Origin of the sequence: Paenibacillus kobensis NBRC 15729 (assembly GCF_004000825.1) — a bacterium.
Classification (GTDB): domain Bacteria; phylum Bacillota; class Bacilli; order Paenibacillales; family Paenibacillaceae; genus Paenibacillus_T; species Paenibacillus_T kobensis.
On record NZ_BILZ01000049.1, the window covers coordinates 1 to 25,081 of the forward strand.

Genomic DNA, 25,081 nt, shown 5'->3' on the forward strand with positions numbered 1-25,081 from the left:
GAAGCCCCCATGAAGTTGTCGATTTGTTCCGCAAGCCGTATCAACTGCAATTTCACACACATCCTCAGATTCCTTACAAGGAATACACAATTTCTTTTTCCTCCGATCAACGGACCGGTATACATCTCTTGGAGTATTTCAACCCAGAACTCATCATGACACAAGCGGTTCGCAATCCGATCGCCTAGCACGAATTGACAACCGAATAGAAGGAGCTGATACACCATGCATACGAAAGAGAAGCTAATCAGCGACATAGTGCAAATTATTGGAACCAGCTTGAATATGCCGCTTCCGGAAGGTCCAATAACGGATGCAACACTGCTGGGTGCGGGCGGAATGGAGCTTGATTCGATCAAGGTAATTGAGCTTGTCGTCCGGCTGGAAGCGAATTATGGCATTTCGGTTCCTGATGAAGAGTTGAAGCAAATTTATGATTATACAATCGGCCAGTTAACCGATTTGATCGGTGACCGGGAAGGTGCACAATGATTGCTGAGCCGTCGATAACGCAGGAGTCGTTGCTGGAGCTGCTTCATGAACGCAAGCTATACAGTTCAATCGACGAACAGATAGACTTCGACACGCCGATTATGCTCGATTCGTTATCGCTTGTTTGGTTTGTGGAAGGGCTCGAACAGCGGCTAGGGATCGAATTGGAGCTGGATGACGCCGATTATGAGAAATTCGGATCGGTGAGAGAAATCTATTCGCTTTTAAGTGAGAAAGGTATTATATTGCTGCCAGAAGACAGTCAATAATGTTCGACATCACAGGGGGTGTAATCATGTCCGCTCGAGTCGTCGTAACCGGTATCGGCATTATGACGCCTTCCGGCTTCGGAGCAGAGACCGTTAAACATACGATTCTGGCAGGCGTACACCAGTTTCGTCCCATAACCCGATTCGATGCAGCCAAGTTCCGGTCGGCAGTTGCCGCGCAGTCCGATTTCGAAGGATCGCTGCTCGATCTCGGAATTCGCTGCACAGAAGATGCGATTCGATCCGCCGGCTTGTCCGGCTCCGATGCGGAAGAAGCTTCGCTTGTGCTAGGCATTCAAGGCGATTATGACGCGCTAAGCCAGTATTGGAAGTTGCGCAGGGAACAGGAGTTGTACGATTCGCGTATTGCTGAATTTATGCCCTCCTGTCATTTGGAAGCGTTGTCACACCGGTTCGGCTTGAATGGCCGCGGGAAGAAAATCGTATTAAATAATGCATGCATTGCTTCGAGCAATGCGATCGGCATTGCCTATGAGCTCATCAAGCAGAACAGGGCGGATAGGGTCCTTTGCGGCGGTTATTCGCTTGTAACGGAAGAGATGTATGCGAAATTCGATTCGGGGCGCGCGTTCGCAAGCGACGGTCGAATCCGTTCGTTCTCCCGCAACCGGACGGGAATGCTGCTTGGAGACGGCGGCGCCATGCTCGTTCTCGAAAGCTATGAATCTGCGAAGCGCCGGCAAGCGCCGATCTTGGCCGAAATGGCCGGTTGGGGGCTTTCCTGCGATGCTTTTCACGTCAGCCAGCCTCACCCGGAAGGTGCAGGTGTCACAAGGGCAGTCGAGAAGGCGCTTCGAACATCGTCGATAGATAAAGTGGGGGTCCATTATATTAACGCGCACGGCACCGGCACGCCTTATAACGATAAGAGCGAGACGCTTGGCATCAAGCAGGCGTTCGGCGAGCATGCGTACCGTATTCCGATCTCGTCGACGAAGACGATGACGGGCCACATTTTGGAAGGGACAGGTGCGGTCGAGACGGCGATTTCAATCATCGCAATGAACGAGGGCATTCTTCCGCCTACGGTTGGCTACGAGGAGCCGGACCCGTTATGTGACCTTGACTACATTCCGAATCAGCCAAGACATCAAGAAGTCGATACCGTCTTGAGTATCAATGCTTCGTTCGGCGGCAACAACACGGCCATTATTATGCGAAAACTTAAATAAGGGGCGGTGCCTTGCATGTTAGCCATTACGTCCATGTCGTGCATAGGCCCATGGGGAGAAACGATCGAGGCATTCGTTGATTACTGCAATCGTGCGGAACACGGCGGATGCGGCAGCGAATCGGACGCACGGCAAGCATCTATTCCGCCGGTTCCAGGCTTTATCGAATCGACCTTTAGCCCGCTGGTATACCGCACGATTCAACATCATTTCGAGAATGAACGGATACGCGATCAAAATAAGCTTGCGATTATACTAGGCAGCACTTTCGGCGATACGGCGACAGCGGACTTAGCCAGCCGCAACCTGTTGTCCGGCAAAATCCGCAATCCGCTGTTGTTCTACCAATCGGTGCCGAACTCGATACTTGGCTATGCATCGAACCGTTTTCAACTGACAGAAATGTTCACCTGCATAACGTATAGCGGAGGAGCAGCCGCCGCATTGCTGGAGATGGCGGAGATTTATCTGTCGATGGCGGATGTCGAGCAGGTGTTAATTATCGGAGTCGAGATTCAGAGCGACCGCGCAGATGAGATGTTCGCCCATTTGGCGAAAGGCGATGAGCCCGTTGTATCGCGGGATACTGTCGTATCTCTATTGCTGGAGGAATGCGATCTTTCCGGGAAGGATCGAGGGGAGAACGGTCCGGTGATAGAGGTGCAGGAGATTGCTCGGAAAGCGTCCGAAGAGAGGCTTGCAGATACCGCAGGGCTAGTCTCGAGTCCGATCCGGTTCATCGGCAACGAGGGACTCTTGAATCTTGTGCTTGCCGTTGAACAGCTGAGCCGGTTGGATGAATCGATAAGCAATGAGCGTACCGTCACGGACGTGACCTTCGGAGGTGACCATTATGCCATTACAATTGTCAGAAGGCCTCACCTTGTATGACCGGCTGCTGAATCTTTCGAATCCAAGCCGTATCGCGATGAACGGCAAATATGCTGTCACGTATGCGGAGCTGGAAGAAGCGATCGAAGCAAGAAGGCAGTGGTTGGAGCAGCAGGGCATAAAGCAGGGAAGCCTTGTCGCGCTCAAGGTGAGCAACTCGTTCACTTATGTGTATTTGCTGTATGCGATATGGAAGCAAGGCGCGCAGGCGATGTTGATCGATACGCGGCTGAAGGCGGCCGAAACGACGGCACTGCTTGACTCCTATCAGCCGAATTATTACGTGTACACGGTTCCGCAATCCAGTTCGGCAAAAGCTTTTCAAGAAGAAACGGACATTGAAATCATGGATCGCCCTACCGGTCTCGTCCACCGTCCGGAACATGTGCTTGTGCTGTTCACATCCGGATCGACCGGCATTCCGAAGGCGATTGGCAGAACGACGGAAGATATCGTCGGTGATATGCACAAGCTGACATCCATTCCATTGTTGACGGCAGACGACCGGGTGCTTGGCCTCACGCCGATGAGCCATACTTACGGATTGTTGAACGCATTATTGCAAACGTTGGTTATCGGTGCTTCATTATACTTTGTGTCCAGCAGCCAAAGCCGGCATATTGTGCAAGCGCTGCGTCAAGAGCGGATTACGGTCATGTACGGAGTTCCGTTTCATTACCGGCTGTTGGCTGATGCGAACGGACAAGAGCCGCTTCCGGATCTCAAGCATGCTATATCGGCTGGAGAAGCGCTGGATGCGCAAGTGCATGAACGGTTCTATTCCAAATACCGCGTTTCGATTGGCCAGCAATACGGCACGAGCGAAACAGGCGTCCTGACGATGGATTGGGACGGCAGCGCTCCGGCAAGCGCCGGTTCTATTTTGCCGGGCGTGCAATTGTCCGCCGCTGATGGTGAAATACGCGTGAAGCTCGCTGCAACGCCGTATATTGGACCGCAAGGGAGCGAGCGGTATACAGACGGTTGGTTCCGGACGAACGATGCGGGAAGCATTGACGCTGACAACCGGCTGTTCGTTCACGGAAGGATCGATACGATCGTCTCGATCGGCGGATTGAAAGTGAATGTGATGGAAGTGGAGGCGGTCATCAAACAGCATCCGGAGGTGCTTGACGTGCTCGTCTGCCCTTCGGACGACAAGTACGTACTGGAGGCTTACATCCAGCATAATGGAATGCTTCAAGATCTCGCGCTTCGCGATTGGTGCAGAGAGCGGATGGCAGATTACAAGGTGCCCAAGCGGTTTTACCGGGTCGAAGAGATTCCACGCACGTCGACCGGCAAAGTGGTCCGCTCGCCTGAAGCACGGCTTGAGCTGATGGAACAGCGGCTTACGAGTGCCCTGCTTCGCCAGCCGGATGATGCTATGCTGCTATTGCAGTTAGGCGGCATTGCCGAGCGCCGGCAGCGCTCGCTGGAGGCGGGCGATTTGTACCGCAGGGCGCTGCGGACGTCTGTTAAAGATCAGCAGCGCAAGCAGGCGGAGGATGGTGTTGCGCGGGTTAAGGAGCGGATAACGGTTGTCCCGTTATCGCTGCGGGAATGCGCGATGTCGCTGAACAAAGTCTTCAGCGTGTATTGCTACGGCAGAAGCGGCACTCACTTAGTGAAGAGCTTGCTGGACGGTCATCCGGACGTCATCGTTACGATGCTCGACGGTCCGCGTATCTTCGAGCTGTGGAACGAACAAATGAAGGATCATGAAGGACGGCTGGACGTCGAGGCGCTGATCGGAACCATTTTCGATACATTCGAAGAGCTGTTCAATGAAGGCGTGACGTACGACGAACCGAGGATGAACGGGATGTGTACATTAGGCGTCAACCGGGATGAATTGTTCACGCTTGACCGGGCTCGGTTTAAGCACTATTTTGCACAGATCATGAGCAACGGGGACAAGCCGGATATGAAGCTGTTCTATCAAGCCGTCCAGCTTTCGGCTGCCTATGCGCTTGGTCGAACGTACGATTTTACGGAAGGCATTCCGGTCATCGTGGAGGGCGGCATTCATTTCGCTACCCGAGCGGAAGAGACGGAGCGCCTTGTAAAGCTGTTCCCTCAGACGGTGCTGCTGCATGTCGTCCGGAATCCTGTTATTGCCTTCGCTTCCGCGCTGAAATTCCAGCTCGCTTCGGGTCAAGCGAATCTGTACAACTTAAGTTTTCAGATCGTATCGCTGTTCCAAAGTGTTCCTGCCTCTGCGGAGTGGACAAGTCGCACGGCGGTTATGAAGTTGGAGGATCTCCATACGGAGCCGCGCGCTACGCTGGACTTGCTCTGCGGCACGCTCGGCATTGAGTGGAACGATTCGCTTCTTCAAAGTACTTTCGGCGGCAAAAAATGGTGGAATACGCTGACCTCCGCCTTAGTGTCGGGATTTAATACGAAGACGATCTCGAATTCGTACGACGAGTTGCTCTCATCGTTCGACAAGTTTCGGCTAGAGAGCATGCTGCGCGTAAAATACAAGGCTTGGGGCTACGAGAGCCATGACTATGACAATGACGATCAACTGAACGAAATGCTGAAGCTGCCGTTCAAATTCGAACAGCTGTGGAGCGATCAAGAGTCGGAGCGGGCTTCCAACCGGGCGATGATTTACCGTTTATTCGCGAAGATGCTTAGAGAAGAGCGGTCGCGAGGGACGGATGACCGGCTGGACTACCGTGTCAAACGGTTATCGCCAGGGGGCAGGCCATGACGGCCGTTCAATTCGGGACGAAGGCGGAGACGCTGGAAAGGCTCGAAGGTTTGATTCCTTATGCGACTGTTCTTCCTCAATTCCGGTTTCTAGTGGAGCAGTGGGACGGCAGCCGGCATTCGGTCATTCATACGCTCGCATCCCGTTCGTGGCTGAACATCCCTCTTATCGTCAGAAGCAGTGCTCAAGGGGAGGACGGTTTCGACTCCTCTATGGCGGGGCGGTATGTGTCGGTACTTGACGTACGAGGGGAAGAGGAGTTGGAGCGGGCGGTAGAGCAAGTGAGGGCTTCCTATTCGGAGTCCGATCCAAGCCAACAAATATTCATTCAGCCGATGCTGGACGAAATTGCATTGAGCGGTGTCGCCTTCAGCGTCGATCCGAATTCGGGCGGCCAATATATCGTTATCAATTATGACGATTCTTCCGGCTCCACGTCTTCCGTGACGTCCGGCTCTACGAATATGCTGTCGACTTATTATTATTTCAAAGGCGCCAAGCAGCTGGCCCATGAACCGCTTGACCGCGTCGTCTCGCTCGTTATGGATTTAGAATCGCTGCTGCATACAGACAAGCTGGACATCGAATTCGCTATGGACAGCTGCGGCAACTTGTATTTGCTGCAGGTGCGGCCTCTTATTGTTACGCAGCCGCTCGCTGTTGCCGGGAAGCAGGCTGCGATCTTGTCGCGTATCCATGAGAAGGCGTTGCTGGCGCAGGCAAGAAAGCCTTACTTGTACGGCAAACGTACCGTGTACGGCGTCATGCCCGATTGGAACCCGGCCGAAATCATCGGCATCCGGCCAAGGCCTCTCGCTTTGTCCTTGTATAAGGAGCTAGTAACCGATAGCATATGGGCCTATCAGCGAAGCAACTACGGGTACAAGAACGTCCGGAGCTTTCCGCTGCTTATGAATTTCGGCGGTATTCCTTATATCGATGTGAGGGTCAGTTTCAATTCATTCGTTCCTGAGGCACTCGATGATGCGTTAAGCGACAAGCTGCTGAATTACTACTTGGATAAGCTGACGACGGAGCCGCATTACCATGATAAGGTCGAGTTCGAGATTCTTTTCTCCTGCTTTACGTTTGACTTGGAGGAGCGGGTTCAGGCTTTGCATCAGCATAGTTTTACGAACGCAGAGACCGATGAACTGTGCCGAAGCTTGAAGCGGTTGACGAATCATATCCTTTCGGTTGATAACGGACTATTAACGAAAGATTTGGCCAAGATCGATCAGTTGGATTCGAAGCGGCAACAAATATTGGACAGCCCGCTCGATACCGTGTCGAAAATCTATTGGCTGCTCGAAGATTGCAAGCGGTACGGGACGCTGCCGTTCGCTGGTCTTGCGCGCGGCGGCTTCGTTGCGGTGCAAATGCTTCGGTCGCTTATCGAAACCGGCATTCTGAACGAACAAGAATACAACAACTATATGAGCTCGCTCGAGACGGTAAGTTCCCGGTTGAGCGCCGATCTGGCTTGCCTTGCACCGGACGAATTTCTGGCCCGGTACGGCCATTTGAGGCCAGGTACATATGATATTCGTTCTGCCCGGTACGATGAAGCTCCGGACCGATATTTTGATTTTCATGGAAACCGCAGCAATCGTGACGATTGTGCTGCCGGACATGAGAAGCCGTCATTCTCGCTCACACTGAAACAGTTCGACCGGATCAAGCAACTGCTCGTTCAACATGACTTGTTAGGCGGCGATGTGTTGACGTTGTTCGCTTTCTTCAAGCTGGCGATCGAGGGGCGTGAATATTCGAAATTCGTGTTCACCAAAAGCTTAAGCGACGCGCTCCGGTTGTTCGGACAATTGGCCGAGGAGCTCGGGTTTACGATCGAGGACGCATCGTATGCCGATATTCGGCTCATTAAACAAGCTTATGAATCCGAGTGCGATCTGCTGGAGTTGATGACGGACAGCATCTCGGCAGGCAAGAAACGTTATGCGGACACGTTACAGTTGACGCTGCCGCCGCTCATTACGGAGCCTTCGGACGTATGGGCGTTCTCTCTGCCGGAGCAGGAGCCGAATTATGTGACGCTGAAGAGCGTGACCGCACCGCTCGTATTCGTCGAAGAGCTCGACGGTCTTCAGAGGCTGGATGGCGCCATTGTCATGATCGAAAGCGCCGATCCGGGCTATGACTGGATTTTCGCTCATAAGCTTGCCGGTTTTATTACGATGTTCGGCGGAGCGAATTCCCATATGGCCATCAGGGCGGGAGAACTGACGATACCGGCTGTCATTGGCGTCGGGGAAACGCTGTTTCAACATTACAGCAGAGCGAAGGTGCTGGCTATCGACTGCGCCGGCAAGAAAGTGAGCGTTGTGCAATGAAGCTGATCGCGGTAACGCAGCGGGTGGACGTCATAACCGCATATGGCGAACGTAGGGATGCGCTCGACCAGCGGTGGATTGAGCTGCTGACAAGCTGCGGGTTCGTCCCGCTCGTCCTGCCTAACCGGTTGCTTGCCGTGCAATTGCTTTTGAAGTGCATGCCAATCTGCGGTATCGTGCTGACCGGCGGCAACGATCTGGCCAAGTACGGAGGCGATGCACCGGAGCGGGATGAAGCGGAGATGTATTTGATTGAATATGCAGTCGAACGCAAGCTTCCGCTGCTCGGCGTATGCCGGGGCATGCAGATGATTCAAGATTATTGCGGCGTTCCATTATCCGAGGTACAGGGCCATATTGCTTCCATCCATAGCGTGACGAGCGGGACGAGAAGCTTTCGGCGAAACAGCTTTCACCGGTTCGGAGCCCGGCATTCAACGAAAGAACTGGTTATTCGGGCGGCAGCGGAAGATGGCGTCGTTGAGGCGGTAGAGCATGCAACGGACAAGCTGAGAGGCATTATGTGGCATCCGGAACGGACATTCCCTCCGGATCCGGAAGATGTGCAATGGATCCGGAATTGGCTGTCGAACGGATCTTAAACAACCGACGAACGGTTATGAACGATAGGAGGAATTTGTGATGAAACATGGTGACTTTACAGCATTAGCGAAACAATATGTGAACCGTCCCGGCTATTCCGTCGACGTATTAAAGGCGTTGATGTCGCATACAGGTGCGAATAAAGCTGACTTTGGCATGGCTGCAGACGTAGGGGCGGGAACCGGCAAACTGACGGAAATGCTGGCTGCGCTCGGTCTTCAGGGCTATGCCGTGGAGCCGAATGACGCGATGCGTGAAGAGGCGGTTCGGCTCAACAATACGATAAACCGCTTCCGGTGGATGCACGGCTTTGCCGAAGATACTGGGTTGGAAGACAATGCCGTGAACTGGGTGTTCATGGCCTCCTCTTTCCATTGGACGGACAAAAAGGTAGCGTTGAACGAGTTTCACCGGATACTAGGCGAGGGCGGCTTCTTCACAGCGCTGTGGAATCCGCGGGATATTGGCCGGAGCGAGCAGCATCAGCACATCGAGAGCATCGTTCAGCATTATGTACCGGACCTGAAACGGGTGTCTTCCGGTCTTAGCTCGAATATGTCGGGGGTTGAAGAAGATTTGGTTCAGACCGGCCAATTCGGTCGGATGATTTTTATGGAAGCGCCGCATACGGTTCAGATGACGAAGGAGCGGTATATGAATGCGTGGCGTTCTGTGAACGACATTCAAGTACAAGCCGGACCGGAACGGTTCGAACGCATATTGGATGAAATCGACCGGTACCTTGGCGATATCGATACGATTGATGTGCCGTACAAGACGCGCGCTTGGACCGTGCAAGCGCTATGAGAGCAATCGTCTTAGCGGCCGGAAGAGGCAGCAGGCTCGGAAGGATGACGGAGGACGTGCCGAAATGCATGGTCCGGTTAGGCGGAAGAACGCTGCTGGACCGGCAGTTGGAATCGATTCGGCTCGCCGGCATCGGCATGATTGGCATTGTACGCGGATACAAAGCGGAGCGGATTCAAGTTCCCGGTGCGTTTTATTTTCAAAATGAGAATTGGAACGCAACGAACATGCTTGTCAGTCTCATGCAGGCGCGATCGTGGCTGGAAGCGGATCGATGTTTCGTCAGTTATTCCGATATTGTCTATCAGCCGGACGTCGCAGAGGCACTGAAAGAACGGGACGAACCGATCGTCATCCCTTATAACGTGAACTGGCTCCCGTTATGGCAAGCCCGGTTCACAGATCCGCTGTCCGATGCGGAGACGTTCCGAATGGATGAGAACGGCTTCGTGACCGAGATTGGCGGGAGACCGGCGAGCATGGATGAGGTGCAAGGGCAGTACATGGGCCTAATGATGCTGTCTCCTGACGGATGGCGGATGATCGAGCAATTTATTAGCGGACTGGAAGAGTCTGAAGTTCGATCCATGGATATGACAGCATTGCTGTCCAGACTTGTGAAGAGCGGCGCGCCTGTTCGTGCGATACCATATGAAGGGCCATGGCTTGAGGTGGACAGCGAAAGCGACTTGCAGCTGTACGAGCAGCATTATTCGCATGTTCTGCTAGACCCGCAGGTGTTAGAGAGGAGGGAACAGCGATGAAGCTTGCGTTCGTGCCATACAATGAAAACCGCGTCGATTGCTATTGGAATAATGTGTTCGGGATCATGATGACGCGGGATCCGTCTTTTCGCATGCTCGTGCCTTACGTCAGTTCCCGGTATGAGATGCCTATCGCGGACAGAAGCCGTATGCCGGAAGCGGAGTTCAGCCGTCGGCAGAACAATGGGCTTCTCTTGCCCCATGTGCGGAAGCGGTTACCTGAAGACGTGTTCAATCAATACATGAAGACACTCGATATTCCGGTATCCGATCGTACCGATATCATAGATACAGTTAAACGTTATATCAAAGACGGAATTTATACGTTCGTCAGGCTGAACCGGTATCATCTGCCGATTTGTCCGGAGTTCGGGAAGGCGGATCTCGTACATCCGATTATGATTTACGGATTCGACGATGATCGGGAAATCGTCCACCTGATCGAGGATTTCTCTTCAAAGTTCGAATCGTATGAGGTCAGTTACCGTGACATCGCCATTTCCTACGAGTCGATACCAGCAGAATATAAGTTCGCGATGGGCATTCAAGTGATCAATGACCGTGTAAGCCGCGACGTTCCAGTGGAGACGATCATTCGGAATATCGAAGGCCAACTGAACAGTCAGTCCGTTGAACAGGATGCCGTAACGTACATTAAAGGATTCGACGCGGTTAAAGAGTACCGTCAACGGTTCGAAGAGGCTGCTGCGCACGTTGCCGTTACGGACACGAATGTTCATAACCGGCTGTCGACACCGGTATTTTATCAGCATCGCAATATGATGTTGGTAGAAGATCTAATGAGCGCCGGCAAGCTGTCAGCTCAGGACGGGGAAATACTTCATGCCGAGTTCACGAAGCTGCACAAAACTTGGGGCCTCATTCGCTCGAAGCTGCTTATCTACATCATGATGCCGATGAAACCGGAGCCCGTCCACTATTTTGCGAAGATGGATGCTTATATAGCGGAGTGTTTGCAAGAGGAGCAATTGCTAGAACGGTTGGTTGACCGATTGAAGCTGGATTGAGGGGATAGAAGGATGAACCGTACAGGCACTGTATATTGGATTACCGGACTATCCGGCTCGGGCAAGACGACGGTCGGGTCACTCTTATGCGAAAGGTTGAAATCGCAGGGGAAACCGGTTGTTCTGTTGGATGGAGACGCGCTGCGAGAGGCGTTCGGCCACGATCTCGGCTACTCGCAGGAGGACCGAAGACGCAGCGCCATGCGCAATGCGAAGCTGTGCCGGCTATTGGCGGAACAGGGCATCGACGTTGTATGTGCGACGATCTCCATGTTCCATGCTTGCCGGGACTGGAATCGGAGCCATATATCGTCGTACCGGGAAATTTATTTGCGTGTTTCGTTGGATACACTTGTCGCGCGCAATCAGAAAGGGCTTTACTCTGTCGCCATGAATGGGAGCAATCAAGAGGTAGCGGGCATGACGATAGCAATAGAGGAGCCGAGGGAGGCGCATCTTGTCGTGGATAACGAGGGTGAGATAACGCCGGAGCAGATTGTAAGCCGCATACTTGCACTGGATGTGAGTTAGAAAGCCGATGAATACGGATGAGATGAGAGCGGGTTGCTCTTCTCATCCGTTTTTGTTACGACGGATAGCTTGACGAGCCGAGCAGGTTGAAGGTGCGAACGTTTGTGCGCTATAATGATCAATCATGAGGTTGAACCCGGCAGCATAATGAACGGAAGGAGCATCAAATAATGAAGAGAAAAGTAATTTTGGATTTAGCGGTTACTTTAGACGGATTTATTGAAGGTAAGAATGGCGAAGTAGACTGGTGCATAATGGACGCTGAAATGGGGTTTGTTGACTTCTTAAGTACGATAGATACGATTGTGTATGGAAGAAAGAGTTATGATTTATGGGGACAATTTATACCCGAAGATAACTGTTCCGATGTTGAGAAAGAGTTGTGGGACAACGTTCATAGTAAAGAAAAAATCGTGTTCTCCCGAACACAGAAAGAGACGGATGCTACAGTAAAATTCATAAATGAAAATATTCCGGAAGAGGTAAACCGATTAAAAAATAAACCCGGGAAAGACATTTGGCTTTATGGCGGAGCTAGCCTTATTACAACTTTTATCCATCTAGGGCTAGTGGATGAGTATCGCCTGTCGGTTCACCCTGTTGTATTAGGGGAGGGTAAGCCGTTATTTACAGATATTAAAGAGACGCTGAATCTCACTTTGGTTGATGCAAGAACATTCTCATCCGGGGTCGTTCAACTCATCTATCGGACACGATAGCTCTATCCAAGCTGCTTAGGCAGCTTTTTTGTTTGTATTGATGCTGGAATTGTTTGCAAAATAGGAACATATGTTCTATAATGAAGATGGAAATCGAATTGAACGGTTCTCCGATTTGTTCATAGGAGGTGCTGAGTGATTCATCTTAGCGAGGAAACGATCCTTCGGTTTAAGCAGTTTACAACGTGGACGGATACGCTGCATGACGTACAAGACAGCGTCTGGCGGCGGCCGGTCTCGGAAGGCAAAGCATCAGTGGGTGAGATCGTTGCCCATCTTCAGCAGTGGGACGACTATATCATTACGAATGTTATTCCGGCGGTCCATAATGGAGAAGGAATGGTTTTTCCGGATTTCGATTTGTTCAATGAAGCGGCGTACACATATGCAAGATCAGGAGTTTCACAGCTGCAGCTGCTGGAAGAATTCAAGCATACGCGGCTTCAGTTGGTGGACTGCCTAATCGCCAATTACGATACGGCTGTGAAGCCCGTAACAGCAAACGGAGTATCTCATTGCCCTCACACCGGTACACCGTATTCGCTGCTGTTCATCATTCACGAGTTTAACGATCATGACCAGCATCATCGGAATCAAATCATGAACGTACTGCAACAAAAAAGCGGCAGTTCAGCATAAGAAATATACTGAACTGCCACTGCATGAACGCACACTTATAGATTAATGATTAATGGCTGCTTACCGCGCCAGTAGGAACTGATTGGCCGAGCGCGACTTCGATCAGATGCTCGCCGCCGTCACCGACGACCGGTACGACAGGTTGATCAAGCAGCTGGCCGTTGAGTTTAATGCTCTTTACGCCTTTGCTGACGTGGTCGTCATTCGTGATGATGATACGGTACGTGTCGCCGCGGAAGACGCGCGTAATCTCGAGACGGCTCCAGCTTTGCGGGATACAAGGATCTACACGCAGACCGTCGAAGTCCGCTTGGACGCCGAGAATGGATTGCGTGATGGCGACATAGTTCCATGCGGCTGTGCCTGTCAGCCACGAGTTTTTCGCTTCGCCATGGCGGACGGCATCTTTGCCGGCAATCATCTGAGCGTAGACATACGGCTCCATCCGATGGATCTCGCTAATGTCCTCCAAGTAGGCCGGCGCAATTTTCTTATAAAGCTCGAATGCGCGGTCGCCGCGGCCGATGACCGTCTCCGCCATCATAATCCACGGATTGTTGTGGCAGAAGATGCCGGCGTTCTCTTTGTACCCCGGAGGATAGGACGAGATCTCTCCCAGGTTCAAGTAATATTCCGAGTACGGAGGCTGCTGCAGCACAATGCCGTAATCCGTTTCCAGATGCTTCTGAACGGAGTCCAGCGCTTTGACTGCGAGGCCTTCCTCGACGCCGATGCCTGCCATTACGCAGAACCCTTGCGGCTCAATGAAGATGCTGCCTTCCGCATTCTCGCTGCTGCCGACTTTATTGCCGAAGTGGTCATAAGCACGAAGGAACCATTCACCGTCAAAGCCATGATCCAGCGTCGTTGCGCGCATCCGATCGATTTGAGCTTGCGCTTCTATCGCTTCGTCTTCGAGACCGAGACGTTGGCACAACGCGACGTAATCCGGTCCGACGTACACGAACAAGCCTGCGATGAATATCGATTCTGCTACGCGGCCTTCGATGTTCTGCGTCGTCTGGAACGATTCGCCCGGCTCCTTGGAGAAGCAGTTCAAGTTCAAGCAATCGTTCCAGTCTGCCCGGCCGATGAGCGGCAGACCGTGAGGGCCGAGGTTATGAATGACGTGATAGAACGAACGTTTCAAATGCTCGAACAGCGTCGCCGTATTGTCCGGATTGCAATCGAACGGCACCTGCTCGTCGAGAATGGACATGTCACCCGTTTCCTTGATATAGGCAGCCGTACCGAGAATGAGCCAGAGCGGATCGTCGTTGAAGCCGCTGCCGACTTCGTTATTGCCTTTCTTCGTAAGCGGCTGATATTGGTGATACGCGGAACCGTCCTCGAATTGGGTGGAGGCGATGTCGATGATCCGTTCGCGAGCACGACCCGGAATTTGATGCACGAAGCCGAGCAAATCTTGGTTCGAGTCGCGGAAGCCCATGCCGCGGCCAATTCCGGATTCGAAGTAAGAGGCGGAACGGGACATGTTGAACGTAACCATACACTGATACGGGTTCCAAATGTTGACCATACGGTCGAGCTTCTCATCACCGCTCGCAACCGAATATTTGCTGAGCAAACGGTCCCAGTATGCGGCGAGGTCGGCCATCGCTTGGTCGACGTCCGCTTTGGTTGCGAATTGGTTGATCATATCGTAAGCGCGCGTCTTGTTAATGATGCCTGGTGCTGACCACTTCTGATCTTCCGGGTTCTCAACATAACCGAGCACGAAGTTGTAGGATACTTCTTCGCCTGGAGCAAGATTGATGTTCAATTGATGCGAACCGATTGGCGACCAGCCGCTTGCATGCGAGTTCTCTGCATGGCCTTGCGTGACGACATGCGGATTGTCGAGTCCGTTATAAGAGCCGAGGAACGATTCACGGTCCGTATCGAATCCGTCGATTGGAGCATTGACGGAGAAGAAGGAGAAATGGTCGCGGCGTTCACGGTATTCGGTTTTATGATAAATAACCGAGTTCTCGATCTCAACTTCGCCCGTACTCAGGTTGCGTTGGAAGTTGGTCATATCGTCATTCGCATTCCATAAGCAAAATTCAACGAACGAGAACATCTTCACCGACTTCGGTGCATTCGATTTGTTAGAGATGGTAAGCTGATGGACTTCGCCTGTATAGCCAAGCGGAACGAAAGCCAGCTGCGTTACGCTCAATCCATTGCGTTCGCCTGTAATGGACGTATAACCGAGTCCATGGCGGCATTCGTAACGATCCAGTTTCTTCTTGATCGGCATCCAACCTGGCGTCCACGTATCGCCCTCGTCATGGATGTAATAGTAACGTCCGCCATTATCGATAGGAATGTTGTTGTAACGGTAACGCGTAAGCCTGCGTAGACGTGCATCGCGGTAGAAGCAGTAGCCGCCGGCAGTATTGGAGATCAGACCGAAGAACGTTTCATTGCCTAAGTAGTTGATCCATGGATAAGGCGTCTGTGGAGTTGTAATGACATACTCTTTGTTAGCATCATCGAAATAACCGAATTTCATCTTGGAAGGGCTCCTCTCGTTTTCGGAAAATAGGAATGGTAAACGACAGATGACGGACATCGGACGAGTTTATAGGCCGATATCGGATTTACTACTACAACTAACGCGCGTTAGCTAGCGACAAATAAAGAGTGAACCGTGGGACAGGTTCACAGGCGCTTGCAGGATTCTCGGATGATTAGTTCAGTGGGAAAGGTCGATGAGTTGAATGACGTGGTGCCTTGTGTGCACATGTTGACGATTTGATTGACCGCTTCCTTGGACATTTCGTAAATTGGCAATCGAACGGTGCTAAGGCTCGGAATGAATTGGGATGAGATCGGGATGTCGTCGAAGCCGATAACAGAGATGTCGTCAGGAACCCGTAAGCCATTGTCGCGAATCGATTGGATAGCGGCAAGCGCCATGTCGTCGTTCGCAGCGAATAGGGCGGAAGGGATTTGGTCTCGGGCTTGGTTCAGCAGACGGGCAACTTCTTCGTAAGCGGCATTTTTCAAAAAATTTCCGTCCAAAATGTCGCTGTCCTCATAAGGAAGTCCGTATTCGTTCATCATGGTCTCATAAGCTTGGAAGCGTTGGCGGCCGGACAACGTGTTCATTCTACCGCGAATATGGGCGATCCGGCGGTGTCCGAGACCGATTAAGTAGCGCATCGCTTCGCATGCGCCTTCATAGTCGTCGGAGTTGATGACGGACAGCGTGTCACGGTTAAGAGAATGCTCAGCTAATGCTTCGAGGTCAAAGTCGATCATGACAAATGGTTTGTCTAACCGGCATATTTCGGCGATTCGTTCGGAATCTTTCTGGGTACCGACGATAATACCGCCGTCGATGCGGCGCTGCTGGAACGCTTGCTTCACCTTCAAATAATCGTCTTGCGTGTACACGGTATGTACGAGCACATAGAAACCGGCTGCGTTCGCCGTGTCGATAACGGTATCGACGATTGGCGCGAAGTAATGATTCTGATAGATGCGGTTACCGGTATGCCGCTCGGCCATGCTGACGATGAACAACCCAATCGTGTCCGTACCTTTGCCGGCAAGTGCGCGGGCCGAGGTATTCGGTTCGTAATGGTATTGTTCAATGATTCGAAGTACTTTCTCACGGGTCCGTTGAGGGATGTCGGGGTAGTTGTTCAAGACTCGGGAAACGGTACTGCGAGATACACCTGCCAGCTTGGCAATGTCTTCGCTTCGCATGGAATACTCCCTTCTGAACGCGCGTTAGTCCCATTGTATACCAGATTAGGTTGGTGTTCAATGCTATTTTTTTCTATACGGAAAGGGGTGAAAATTTCATATTTCAGCATGATTCAATCCGCTTTGAAACGCATTATTTCCAAGCTATAATAAAGAAGGTTGACCAGCTAATGGTACTACTGGCAGCAGCGAAGTTGCGACACACTAATTAGAGGAGTGAATGAAATGTCTATCAATGTATATTTGAATTTAAACGGGAATTGCCGCGAAGCAGTTGAGTTTTATGCACAAGTGTTCGAGACAGGCCAGCCGAACATCATGACTTTCAGCGAGGCGCCGCCTAATCCGGAATATCCGCTTCCAGAAGAAGCGAAGAACCTTGTCATGCATGCTCGTATTGAGATCGAAGGCAGCACGATGATGTTCTCTGACGTATTCCCAGGCATGCCGTTCACTGTGGGCAGCAATATTACGCTCTCCTATGTTACAGAAGATGAGGATAAGGTCCGCTCCGTATTCAACCGTCTGTCTGACGGCGGTTCGGTCACCATGGAGCTGCAAGAAACGTTCTGGAGCAAACAGTACGGTCAGGTGACCGACAAGTTCGGCATCCTCTGGCAAGTGAACCTTGGAAACGGCGGATTCTAATTAGACCGCCATCATTTTGAATAGAGGCCGTCCATCTGCGCACAAGCGCCGTGGGCGGCCTCTTGCCGTTGCGGCCGACGTATTCGTGTTCATATCTTCGATGTACCCATACAGAAGTTGACATTTGAGTGCAGTTACAGTAAACTGTAACTAATATACCATGCTGTAATTGTTACATTAAACTGTAGAGGAGGTACGTGGATGAATCATTACACGGCTCAACAGGTTGCGGACATGGTCATGCAGGAAGAGCCTAAGATGAATTTGCGAACCGTCCGGTACTATACACAGCTTGGCATTATTCCTCCATTGGAACTGTCTGGCAATAAACGTGTCTACACAGACCGGCATGTCGCTTATTTGCGTGCGATTGCAACGCTGGCAAGGACGGGGGATACGTTGGCAACGATTCATAATAAGCTGGAGTCGCTTTCAGACGTTGAGATTGATAAAATCGGGCAGCAGCTATCGCTTCACCAACCATCAACCGTGCTTAAGCATGAAACCTTGAAAGTGAACGATGATGTCATTATTACGGTCAGTCCCAACATTTCGGCTGAACTTAAGCAGCGTATGCTGGAGTCGGTAACTCGGTTGCTACGGGGGGAACAGTCATGAATTTGACGCTAGAACTGCTATTAGCAAAGCCGATTATGGAGAACGAAGAAGGATTAAATCATTTGTGGATAAGGTGGCAAGGCTTTAGCGGTATCGCAGAACACACTCAATCGGAATTCGGGACAACGGCTACTCTCAATATTCAGCTTCCGGAAGGCCTTCATCGTGCCGTTAATTTGAATGGTTATATCGAGGATAATGAGCGGCAGATTAAGATCGATCTCACGGAACATCAAGACGTTCTGATCGAGATCTATACCGAGAGTAAGGTACCCTATGACGAGTCTCTCATCACAGTGCAGCTGACTATCGGCGATCAACAAGCAGCAGCTTTCGTTCCCATTCGATTGGCAGATGCGGATGAGCTAGAAGAACCGGTTGTGAATGAACAGGTTGTCGAACGGTTGAAGCAACTGTCGATTAAGGATGATGCACGAAGCACACCTTCTCAACATGACGAATTTGTTTCGATACCGCCTCGGCGGGTGGAACCCAGGGTGAACGAGTACGATTTTCTGGTGGAACGCTACCGGATTGATTGCGACGGCCCAGGCCGGCAGATTTGAATGGAGATTATTCTATTGTAGATAACGAAAGACGCCCTTAGGCGTCTTTTTTAGTGAGCATTATGCTTCGAAAATGGATGAAAAAAAACATAACGCAGACTCCGGCGAAAGTTGGCTGAGGACCGATAGCGACGAATTTTGCTCCCGATCAGCCCTGTTTATCGTAGGAAAAGTAATGTGAATTTTGCTGTTACTAGTAGCCGACTATACCAGATTTGACGCATAATAGAAAAGAGTAGTATAAGCGATAATAAGCCGATTAGGAGTGGGGAATATGTCTGACTTTGACGAACTATCGGAGAAACGGCGGAAAAATTTGAAGCTCATTCATTTCAATAAAGATGATCAATCGCTCGTGGAGTCGGATAAGCCGAAGGAAACGTTCGCGGATGTCGGCGGCCTGGAAGACGTGAAGAAAAAAATCCGAATGAACTTCATTCTTCCGTTGAAACAGCCTGAGCTGTTTGCAGCGTTCGGCAAAGAAGCAGGGGGAAGCTTGCTGCTGTACGGGCCTCCGGGTTGCGGCAAAACGTTTCTAGCCCGTGCGGTAGCCGGTGAGATCGATGCCCATTTCCTTCATATCGAGCTTCAATCGATTCTGTCCATGTGGTCGGGGCAGAGCGAGCATAACCTTCACGATATATTCGAAAAGGCGCGCCAAAGCAAACCGTGCGTCATCTTTATCGATGAGTTGGACGCAATGGGGGGAAGTCGGCATCAGATGCGCCAGCATCATGACCGGATGCTTGTCAATCAGCTGCTGCTGGAGCTGGATGGGCTGCAGTCGAACAACGACAACGTGTTCGTGATCGGAGCGACGAATACGCCATGGTATCTGGACTCCGCTCTGAGACGGCCGGGACGGTTCAACCACTTGGTGTTTGTTCCGCCGCCGGAGCAGTCAGAGCGTGAGATGATTCTGAACTTGAAGCTCGCAGGCAAGCCGGTGAATGAGATCAACTTGAGCAAAATTGCTGCGGACACGAAGCTATTCTCCGGCGCCGACTTAGAGCAGGTCGTGCAGGATGCGGTCGAGGCAGCGCTGGAACGTACGTTCGAAACGGGCGAGATTCAGCCGATCTCGCAGGACGATTTGAAGAAAGCGGCGAAATCCCGCAAGGCGACGACCGTGGATTGGTTCTCGACCGCCCGCAACTATGCGACCTTCAGCGACGTCAATCAAGATTATCAGATCGTTCTCGATTTCATCAAGAAACATGGTGTGAAATAGCGTAACGGCAGGGCAAGGAGGAGCAGATTGGACGTGAATAATTCCTATCGCAACTCGTATCAAAATGTGTACCAACTCATATCGTGGCATCGATACAAGGAAGCGTTGAAGGAAGCGGAGCAGTTGATGCGGGAGGAGCCGGAAGATCCGGACGTATTCGCGCTCATTGCGCAAATTTACTTTCTGATGGATGAGTACGAGAAGGCACTGCACTGGGTCGTCGAGTCGATGAAGCGGGAGCCCGATAACCGGCTGGCTTGGTACGTTCGAGTCGGCGTCTACTATGAGACCAAGAATGAGAAGGCGTTCGAAGAAGCGCTGCCGCAGGCGCTGCGGATCGATCCTTACGAGGAGCATTATTATTTTTTGCAGGCCAACATGCTGAGCAGAAAAGGAAAGATAAAAGAAGCGAAGGAACAGTTGGAGCATGCACTGGAGCTTCAACCGGAATCACCGACTTTTCTTGCCATGATGAGCTATTTGGAGGCGCTGCAGGGCAACCGGGCAGAGAGCAACCGTTTAGACCGTCGGGCTGTTCAATATGATGCGGAAGTGCCGCAGGCGTTGCTTTACTTGGCATGGGCTGCAAGCGTTAGAGGCGATTATAAGCTGCAAGAGACGTATATGCGGACAGCAGTGCGGTTGAAGCCGAATGAAAAGCAGTACCGGGACGAATATTTAGAGTCGCTGCAGCAAGGGCAGCTCTTATATCGTATTGTGCTATGGCCTGTTAAACTGTTGCGCCGGATGAAGCCATGGCAAATTTTCCTGTCTTGGATCATCGCCTGGGCATTATTCAAGCCGCTTATCGTCGTATTCATTGTTCTGTATATCTTTACGCATTGGATTACGAGAGGCATTGTACATGTACGCGTATTCGGCTGGAGGCGCTCATGACCAAGCGCAGAGTAAGCCCGCTACTCTGCGGGACGGAACCGTCTTCGCAACGGGATCGAACGAATACGGATAGTGCGACGTGACAGGATGGACCGATATTGTCGCGATCGATGTGCCTTTTATACAACAGTGGGGTTAACAAAAGACGGAACGCTGCTTACCGCAGGAGACAGCAGTGCTGGCGGAGGACCGCGAATAACGCAGCAGCAGCTTAGCGAATTCAACGGTTTGCTCGTTCCTGTTATTCTGACCGATGATTGAATACTTTGAATTGAGGTAGAGGAAATGAGCCGGATTGCTGCATTATGGACGATTATTATTTCGCAAGTCATCTATGTAGTATTATTGCTAGTTTGGCTGTTTATCGCCGGTATGTCGGTGATGATGTTCGATGACCCGCAAGCCGTCAACGATATCACGACTTGGTTAGTCTTTATTTTTATTCTGCTCTATCCGGTCGGCGTCATCGTCTCGATCGTCGCGGGGTGGGTCGTTTTCGCCCGCGGCCGATACAAGCGGATGCTGATATGGAACGCCATTCCGCTCGTCTGGATCATCCCGCTCATCATACTGAGTGTATATGTATTCTCTTAAATACAACAGCCGCCCCGATGTCATGAACATGACAGCAGGGCGGCTGTTTGTATAAGCGGGCAAGTAACGATTAACTCATTGATTGATGAAGAAATTGAAACGAATGGAAGTGGAATCGGCTTCCAGGAAGGAACACGAACGTGACGGTTTGATGGCCTGTTACCGGTTCGATGATAAACTCTCGTTCGACGTAACTATCGGAATAACCAAATTCAATGAGCTGCTTCGATTCGCCTTGCGGTCCGCTGAATTGAATATGAATCGTGTTATTATCGATTGGCGATTGTCCGCGCACGATAAGCTTCCCAACCCCGGCACTGCTGAAATCCATATCTTGAAACACGAGAGAGACGTTGTTGCCGATATTCTCTATCGATTCGCCTGTAAGATTAAATGTATCACCGTAAATCAGATCGTTGTCCAGCGCCGAGAGACGTTCGAATGCCTTCGCTTTCGGTTTGAACTGCAAACCTTTCAGATGGATTTTGCGGCGGAGGACGAAGGTCAGCGACGTTACGCCCTTCAAGCGGCGAGGCAGCACGTACGTCTCCTCTTGGTACACATTCCATCTCGACGGTTTCTGGTACTTGACGGTTGTAATTAGTGAAGCGTTATTATGTCCGGGGATACCTTCCCATATTTCGATCGGGAATTCCGCACCGTCGAGAGAGAAGATAGGGAGCGTAATTTCATCCGCTCCATAGCTGCCGAAATTGATCCGTTCGAAACAAATCCAGCTTTCTTCGTCGCGGGATGTCGCAACACCGCGCTCGTTGCCGTTCGTCAGATTACGGCTCGTACCGCTGCAGTAGCCGGCCGAAATGAACTCGTACGGATTGAAGAACGCATGGCCGATTCCTTCAATCCGGCATTCCATCAGGGAGTAAAGGCGAACGCCTTCTGAACCGTTGTTCGTTCCGCAGCGGATATAGAATTCTCCGTCTCCGAGGGCCGAAATGAGTGCCGTATGCCCGTCCTGCTGAAGGGTGGCAATGTTCGTATCGATGCCAGCCGAATTCGTAATCCGCCATTGAACGTTCGGATAAGTCGCGTTGCTTGGTCGAAGCACAACTTGGAACGGGAGAGACCGGTTGTCGTTCGACAGCTTATTGCCTTGCGGACATACGATTTCCAGCTTCCGCACCGGTATTTCGTCCTCGTCCTGCACCTGCCGCTCGTTGCTGAACAGCGGTTCGTGCAGCGAAGCGTACGCAAATAGCGCGAAAGGTTCATTAGGATCTGCTGTTGATTCCGGAGACACCGCATTCAGTGTAATTTCGCCGGTTTCCAGTCCCCGTGAGAAAGCTCGAACCGTAATCGTACCGCTGTCCAGAGTCCCTGCGATAACCGCCAGCAGCTTCCCGCTGAACAGACGGCGGTTGGCGCCTTTGTACGAATCGTAATCGGTGCTGTCGCCGTTATCGAGTCCGATCAGTCGCCCTGGCCCTTCGATCGACAGGTGAATCCGGTTATTCGCATTCTCTACCGAGTTGCCGTGCTCATCTAGAGCTGTAATCTCAACGAAGATGAGGTCCGAACCGTCGGCGGCAAGCGTCGTTTTGTCTGGTTGGAGTCGAATCGAAGCTGCGTCGCCGAACGAACGTTGTACGTCCGTCGCGATAAGCTTGTCATTCTCATCGTACGCTACGGCGCGAAGCTCGCCCGGCGCATATGGAATTTGCCAATCGCCGACAAGCTTCTGGCCACGTACATGGTCGATCAGGAAGGTGCCTTGCGACACGCCGTTAAAGAACAGCTCAATCTTCGGCGCATTCGAGCAGACGCGCACGTCGATCAATTGGCCTTCAGAGAAATCCCAGTACGGGAATATATGAACCATCGGATGAACCTTATAATCGGTCCATTCCGCTTGATAAATGTAGAACGAGTCTTTTTTGAAGCCGGCTGTGTCGATCTGTCCGAAATAAGAGTTTTTCGTATGGTACGGCGTCGGTTCACCAATATAGTCGAAGCCGGTCCACAGAAACTGGCCGAGTGAAAATGCAGCGTCCCTGTCGGAAATAATGCACTGCTCCGTGCTTCTGGCACCCCAGCTTGTCGAGCTGTTGCCGAGGGAAGAGCATTGCTCATCGTCATCCGCCAGTACCGATTGGGCGGCAGGGAAGTGGTAGATGCCGCGGCTCTGAACCGTCGAGCATGTCTCACTGCCATATATGATCCAGTCTGGATGTTGCACGTGATGAGCCTCGTAATATTTTTCCCCGTAGTTGTAGCCCGCGAACTTCACGATATCGGCACACTTCTGCGCGTTCTCCCATGGCATAAAGTTCGAACCGATCGTAACAACTGCGTTCGTCCTCGGATCATGAAGCTGCACTTCCTCCATCAGTTCCCGTGTGAGCTGTTGACCGCGCTCATCCGCATGCGTGTCATAGATTTCGTTGCCGATGCTCCACATGAGCAGGCTCGGATGGTTCCGGTCTCTGCGCACCCAGCTTGCGATATCCTGCTGCCACCATTCCGGGTAGAAGCGGGCGTAATCGAAAGGCGTCTTCGGCCGTTCCCACATATCGAAGGCCTCGGATACGATTAGCACGCCCATCTCGTCTGCCAGTTCCATTAACTCGACCGCAGGCATGTTGTGAGCCGTTCGAATCGCGTTTACGCCCATCTCCTGTAGCAGTGTAATTTGTCTTCTTAATGCGGTCTTATTCACCGCAGCGCCAAGACTGCCCAAGTCGTGGTGCTGGCATACGCCGTTCAGCTTGATAGGCCGGCCGTTCAGAATAAACCCGCGTCCGCTGTCGTATTCGAAGGTGCGGAAGCCGAATGTCTGACGCTCGCGCTCGACAACCGAGCCATTCACGATTAGCTCAACTGTAAGCTGATAACAAGTGGGGTTATTGATATCCCACACCGAAGGGGAGGATATATACAGGGAGCTTGTCGCGTTCACTGTTCGGCCAGGTTCTAGTTGAACGCTCACTTCATGTTGGGAAACCTGTACGTTTGCAGCATCGATGATGCCGTAGCGGAGAATGTAAACGTTGTCATTCTTTTCGTCGCTTGCGAAGATGACTTCCGTATCGATCTGGACATTCCATTTGTCGCCGTTCTCCGATTTATTCGCGGAGATGTAGATGCCGTCTGCAGCCAACCGGCTGGCAGGGGAAGTTTTCAACCATACGGGTCGATAAATGCCCGCGCCTGAATACCAGCGTGAGTTCGGAGATTCATGAATGACTTGCACATAGACTTCGTTGCTTCCAGGGCGAATAAAAGGCGTAATATCGATCTCGAAAGTCGAGTAGCCGTATTTCCACGTTCCTGCGTTGTGGCCGTTCACATAATACGTCGAGTTCATGTATACGCCTTCAAAACGGAGCGACATATATGTGTCCGGTGTTAGGTCGCCGAGGTCTAACGACGTACGGTACCAGCCTTCGCCGTCCTCGTACAAGTTGTTGGAGTCATAAATAAGCCAATCATGCGGAAGAGTGACGTGTTCCCATTCCCAATTGCCGGCCGTTACGTCTGCAAGAGTCGTGCCTAGAGGCTGCTTCGTAAATTGCCAGCCATTGCTCAGTTTCCTCTTGATGCTCATCGGTACATACACTCCTTTATCTGCAGCTCGCTGTCTTGTTTCGGGATAGCCGTGCCTATAACTTGTACGTACATCTCAAGCTATACGTTCATATAATTGCACACCTGTTCGAGCTTGTCGATATATTTGGGCTGTTTTTATATTTTATTATTTAGATATAGCCGTATAGGGAGCGTTCACGGCAAGCAGGCTGCACAATCGTGCACGAAATGTCGGATACTGGTCTTCGGATT

The 25,081-nt window shown here is 51.5% G+C and carries 23 protein-coding genes and 1 pseudogene; 21 read left to right on the plus strand and 3 right to left on the minus strand.

Translation table 11 applies throughout. The features are described 5' to 3' along the window. The 14 genes and pseudogenes from PKO01S_RS29155 to PKO01S_RS22045 all read left to right on the plus strand — a co-directional run. Positions 1 to 188, plus strand: a pseudogene (locus PKO01S_RS29155) (hypothetical protein); the annotation flags it as partial. A 37-nt stretch (positions 189 to 225) separates the two neighbouring features. Then, entirely contained in the window at positions 226 to 492 is a 267-nt protein-coding gene (locus PKO01S_RS21985; RefSeq protein ID WP_127533592.1) for an acyl carrier protein, read from the plus strand. Next, the gene (locus tag PKO01S_RS21990; protein WP_127533593.1) at positions 489 to 761 is read left to right on the plus strand and encodes a phosphopantetheine-binding protein; all 273 of its coding nucleotides are present in this window, start codon (positions 489 to 491) and stop codon (positions 759 to 761) included. Before PKO01S_RS21985 ends, PKO01S_RS21990 begins: the two co-directional genes overlap by 4 nt. Positions 762 to 787: 26 nt before the next feature. Further along, a complete protein-coding gene (locus tag PKO01S_RS21995) occupies positions 788 to 1,954 on the plus strand; it encodes a beta-ketoacyl-[acyl-carrier-protein] synthase family protein (protein ID WP_164779708.1) in 1,167 nt (388 codons plus the stop codon). A 15-nt stretch (positions 1,955 to 1,969) separates the two neighbouring features. After that, positions 1,970 to 2,845 carry a hypothetical protein gene (locus tag PKO01S_RS22000; RefSeq protein ID WP_127533595.1) on the plus strand — a complete coding sequence of 292 codons (876 nt, stop codon included), beginning with the start codon at positions 1,970 to 1,972 and terminating at the stop codon, positions 2,843 to 2,845. Beyond that, positions 2,808 to 5,567, plus strand: coding sequence for an AMP-binding protein (locus PKO01S_RS22005; protein WP_127533596.1), 2,760 nt, complete (start codon positions 2,808 to 2,810; stop codon positions 5,565 to 5,567). The genes PKO01S_RS22000 and PKO01S_RS22005 overlap by 38 nt, the downstream gene beginning before the upstream one ends. Beyond that, positions 5,564 to 7,918, plus strand: coding sequence for a PEP/pyruvate-binding domain-containing protein (locus PKO01S_RS22010; RefSeq protein WP_127533597.1), 2,355 nt, complete (start codon positions 5,564 to 5,566; stop codon positions 7,916 to 7,918). Before PKO01S_RS22005 ends, PKO01S_RS22010 begins: the two co-directional genes overlap by 4 nt. Then, entirely contained in the window at positions 7,915 to 8,520 is a 606-nt protein-coding gene (locus PKO01S_RS22015) for a gamma-glutamyl-gamma-aminobutyrate hydrolase family protein (protein ID WP_127533598.1), read from the plus strand. Before PKO01S_RS22010 ends, PKO01S_RS22015 begins: the two co-directional genes overlap by 4 nt. A 40-nt stretch (positions 8,521 to 8,560) precedes the next feature. Further along, positions 8,561 to 9,328: a class I SAM-dependent methyltransferase gene (locus PKO01S_RS22020; RefSeq protein ID WP_127533599.1), complete on the plus strand. Its 768-nt coding sequence runs from the start codon at positions 8,561 to 8,563 to the stop codon at positions 9,326 to 9,328. Further along, positions 9,325 to 10,092 carry a phosphocholine cytidylyltransferase family protein gene (locus PKO01S_RS22025; RefSeq protein WP_127533600.1) on the plus strand — a complete coding sequence of 256 codons (768 nt, stop codon included), beginning with the start codon at positions 9,325 to 9,327 and terminating at the stop codon, positions 10,090 to 10,092. Before PKO01S_RS22020 ends, PKO01S_RS22025 begins: the two co-directional genes overlap by 4 nt. After that, a complete protein-coding gene (locus PKO01S_RS22030) occupies positions 10,089 to 11,120 on the plus strand; it encodes a hypothetical protein (protein WP_127533601.1) in 1,032 nt (343 codons plus the stop codon). The genes PKO01S_RS22025 and PKO01S_RS22030 overlap by 4 nt, the downstream gene beginning before the upstream one ends. Before the next feature lie 12 nt (positions 11,121 to 11,132). Further along, positions 11,133 to 11,651, plus strand: a complete 519-nt coding sequence (locus PKO01S_RS22035; protein ID WP_127533602.1) for an adenylyl-sulfate kinase — start codon at positions 11,133 to 11,135, stop codon at positions 11,649 to 11,651. Between the two features lie 170 nt (positions 11,652 to 11,821). Next, a complete protein-coding gene (locus tag PKO01S_RS22040) occupies positions 11,822 to 12,370 on the plus strand; it encodes a dihydrofolate reductase family protein (RefSeq protein WP_127533603.1) in 549 nt (182 codons plus the stop codon). A gap of 135 nt (positions 12,371 to 12,505) precedes the next feature. After that, entirely contained in the window at positions 12,506 to 13,009 is a 504-nt protein-coding gene (locus PKO01S_RS22045) for a DinB family protein (RefSeq protein ID WP_127533604.1), read from the plus strand. A 49-nt stretch (positions 13,010 to 13,058) separates the two neighbouring features. On the opposite strand, the gene PKO01S_RS22050 is transcribed toward PKO01S_RS22045, so the two are convergent. Then, the gene (locus tag PKO01S_RS22050; protein WP_127533605.1) at positions 13,059 to 15,527 is read right to left on the minus strand and encodes a GH36-type glycosyl hydrolase domain-containing protein; all 2,469 of its coding nucleotides are present in this window, start codon (positions 15,525 to 15,527) and stop codon (positions 13,059 to 13,061) included. A 149-nt stretch (positions 15,528 to 15,676) separates the two neighbouring features. Continuing rightward, a complete protein-coding gene (locus PKO01S_RS22055) occupies positions 15,677 to 16,729 on the minus strand; it encodes a LacI family DNA-binding transcriptional regulator (protein ID WP_127533606.1) in 1,053 nt (350 codons plus the stop codon). A 225-nt stretch (positions 16,730 to 16,954) separates the two neighbouring features. Here PKO01S_RS22055 and PKO01S_RS22060 point away from each other — a divergent pair, with 225 nt between their 5' ends. The 7 genes from PKO01S_RS22060 (at position 16,955) to PKO01S_RS22085 (ending at position 21,283) form a co-directional block, all read left to right on the plus strand. Further along, positions 16,955 to 17,377 (plus strand): VOC family protein, encoded by a 423-nt coding sequence (locus tag PKO01S_RS22060; RefSeq protein WP_127533607.1) that lies wholly within the window; start codon positions 16,955 to 16,957, stop codon positions 17,375 to 17,377. Between the two features lie 201 nt (positions 17,378 to 17,578). Then, positions 17,579 to 17,995, plus strand: coding sequence for a MerR family transcriptional regulator (locus PKO01S_RS22065; RefSeq protein ID WP_127533608.1), 417 nt, complete (start codon positions 17,579 to 17,581; stop codon positions 17,993 to 17,995). Continuing rightward, entirely contained in the window at positions 17,992 to 18,561 is a 570-nt protein-coding gene (locus PKO01S_RS22070) for a hypothetical protein (RefSeq protein WP_127533609.1), read from the plus strand. Before PKO01S_RS22065 ends, PKO01S_RS22070 begins: the two co-directional genes overlap by 4 nt. Positions 18,562 to 18,835: 274 nt before the next feature. Next, positions 18,836 to 19,792: an ATP-binding protein gene (locus PKO01S_RS22075; protein ID WP_127533610.1), complete on the plus strand. Its 957-nt coding sequence runs from the start codon at positions 18,836 to 18,838 to the stop codon at positions 19,790 to 19,792. A 33-nt stretch (positions 19,793 to 19,825) separates the two neighbouring features. After that, positions 19,826 to 20,689: a tetratricopeptide repeat protein gene (locus tag PKO01S_RS22080; protein ID WP_246070681.1), complete on the plus strand. Its 864-nt coding sequence runs from the start codon at positions 19,826 to 19,828 to the stop codon at positions 20,687 to 20,689. 129 nt (positions 20,690 to 20,818) lie between these two features. Continuing rightward, positions 20,819 to 20,950 carry a hypothetical protein gene (locus PKO01S_RS29640; protein ID WP_281278944.1) on the plus strand — a complete coding sequence of 44 codons (132 nt, stop codon included), beginning with the start codon at positions 20,819 to 20,821 and terminating at the stop codon, positions 20,948 to 20,950. A 24-nt stretch (positions 20,951 to 20,974) separates the two neighbouring features. Continuing rightward, a complete protein-coding gene (locus PKO01S_RS22085) occupies positions 20,975 to 21,283 on the plus strand; it encodes a hypothetical protein (RefSeq protein ID WP_127533611.1) in 309 nt (102 codons plus the stop codon). A 70-nt stretch (positions 21,284 to 21,353) separates the two neighbouring features. On the opposite strand, the gene PKO01S_RS22090 is transcribed toward PKO01S_RS22085, so the two are convergent. Next, positions 21,354 to 24,848 carry a glycoside hydrolase family 2 TIM barrel-domain containing protein gene (locus PKO01S_RS22090; RefSeq protein ID WP_127533612.1) on the minus strand — a complete coding sequence of 1,165 codons (3,495 nt, stop codon included), beginning with the start codon at positions 24,846 to 24,848 and terminating at the stop codon, positions 21,354 to 21,356. Positions 24,849 to 25,081: the final 233 nt, after the last annotated feature.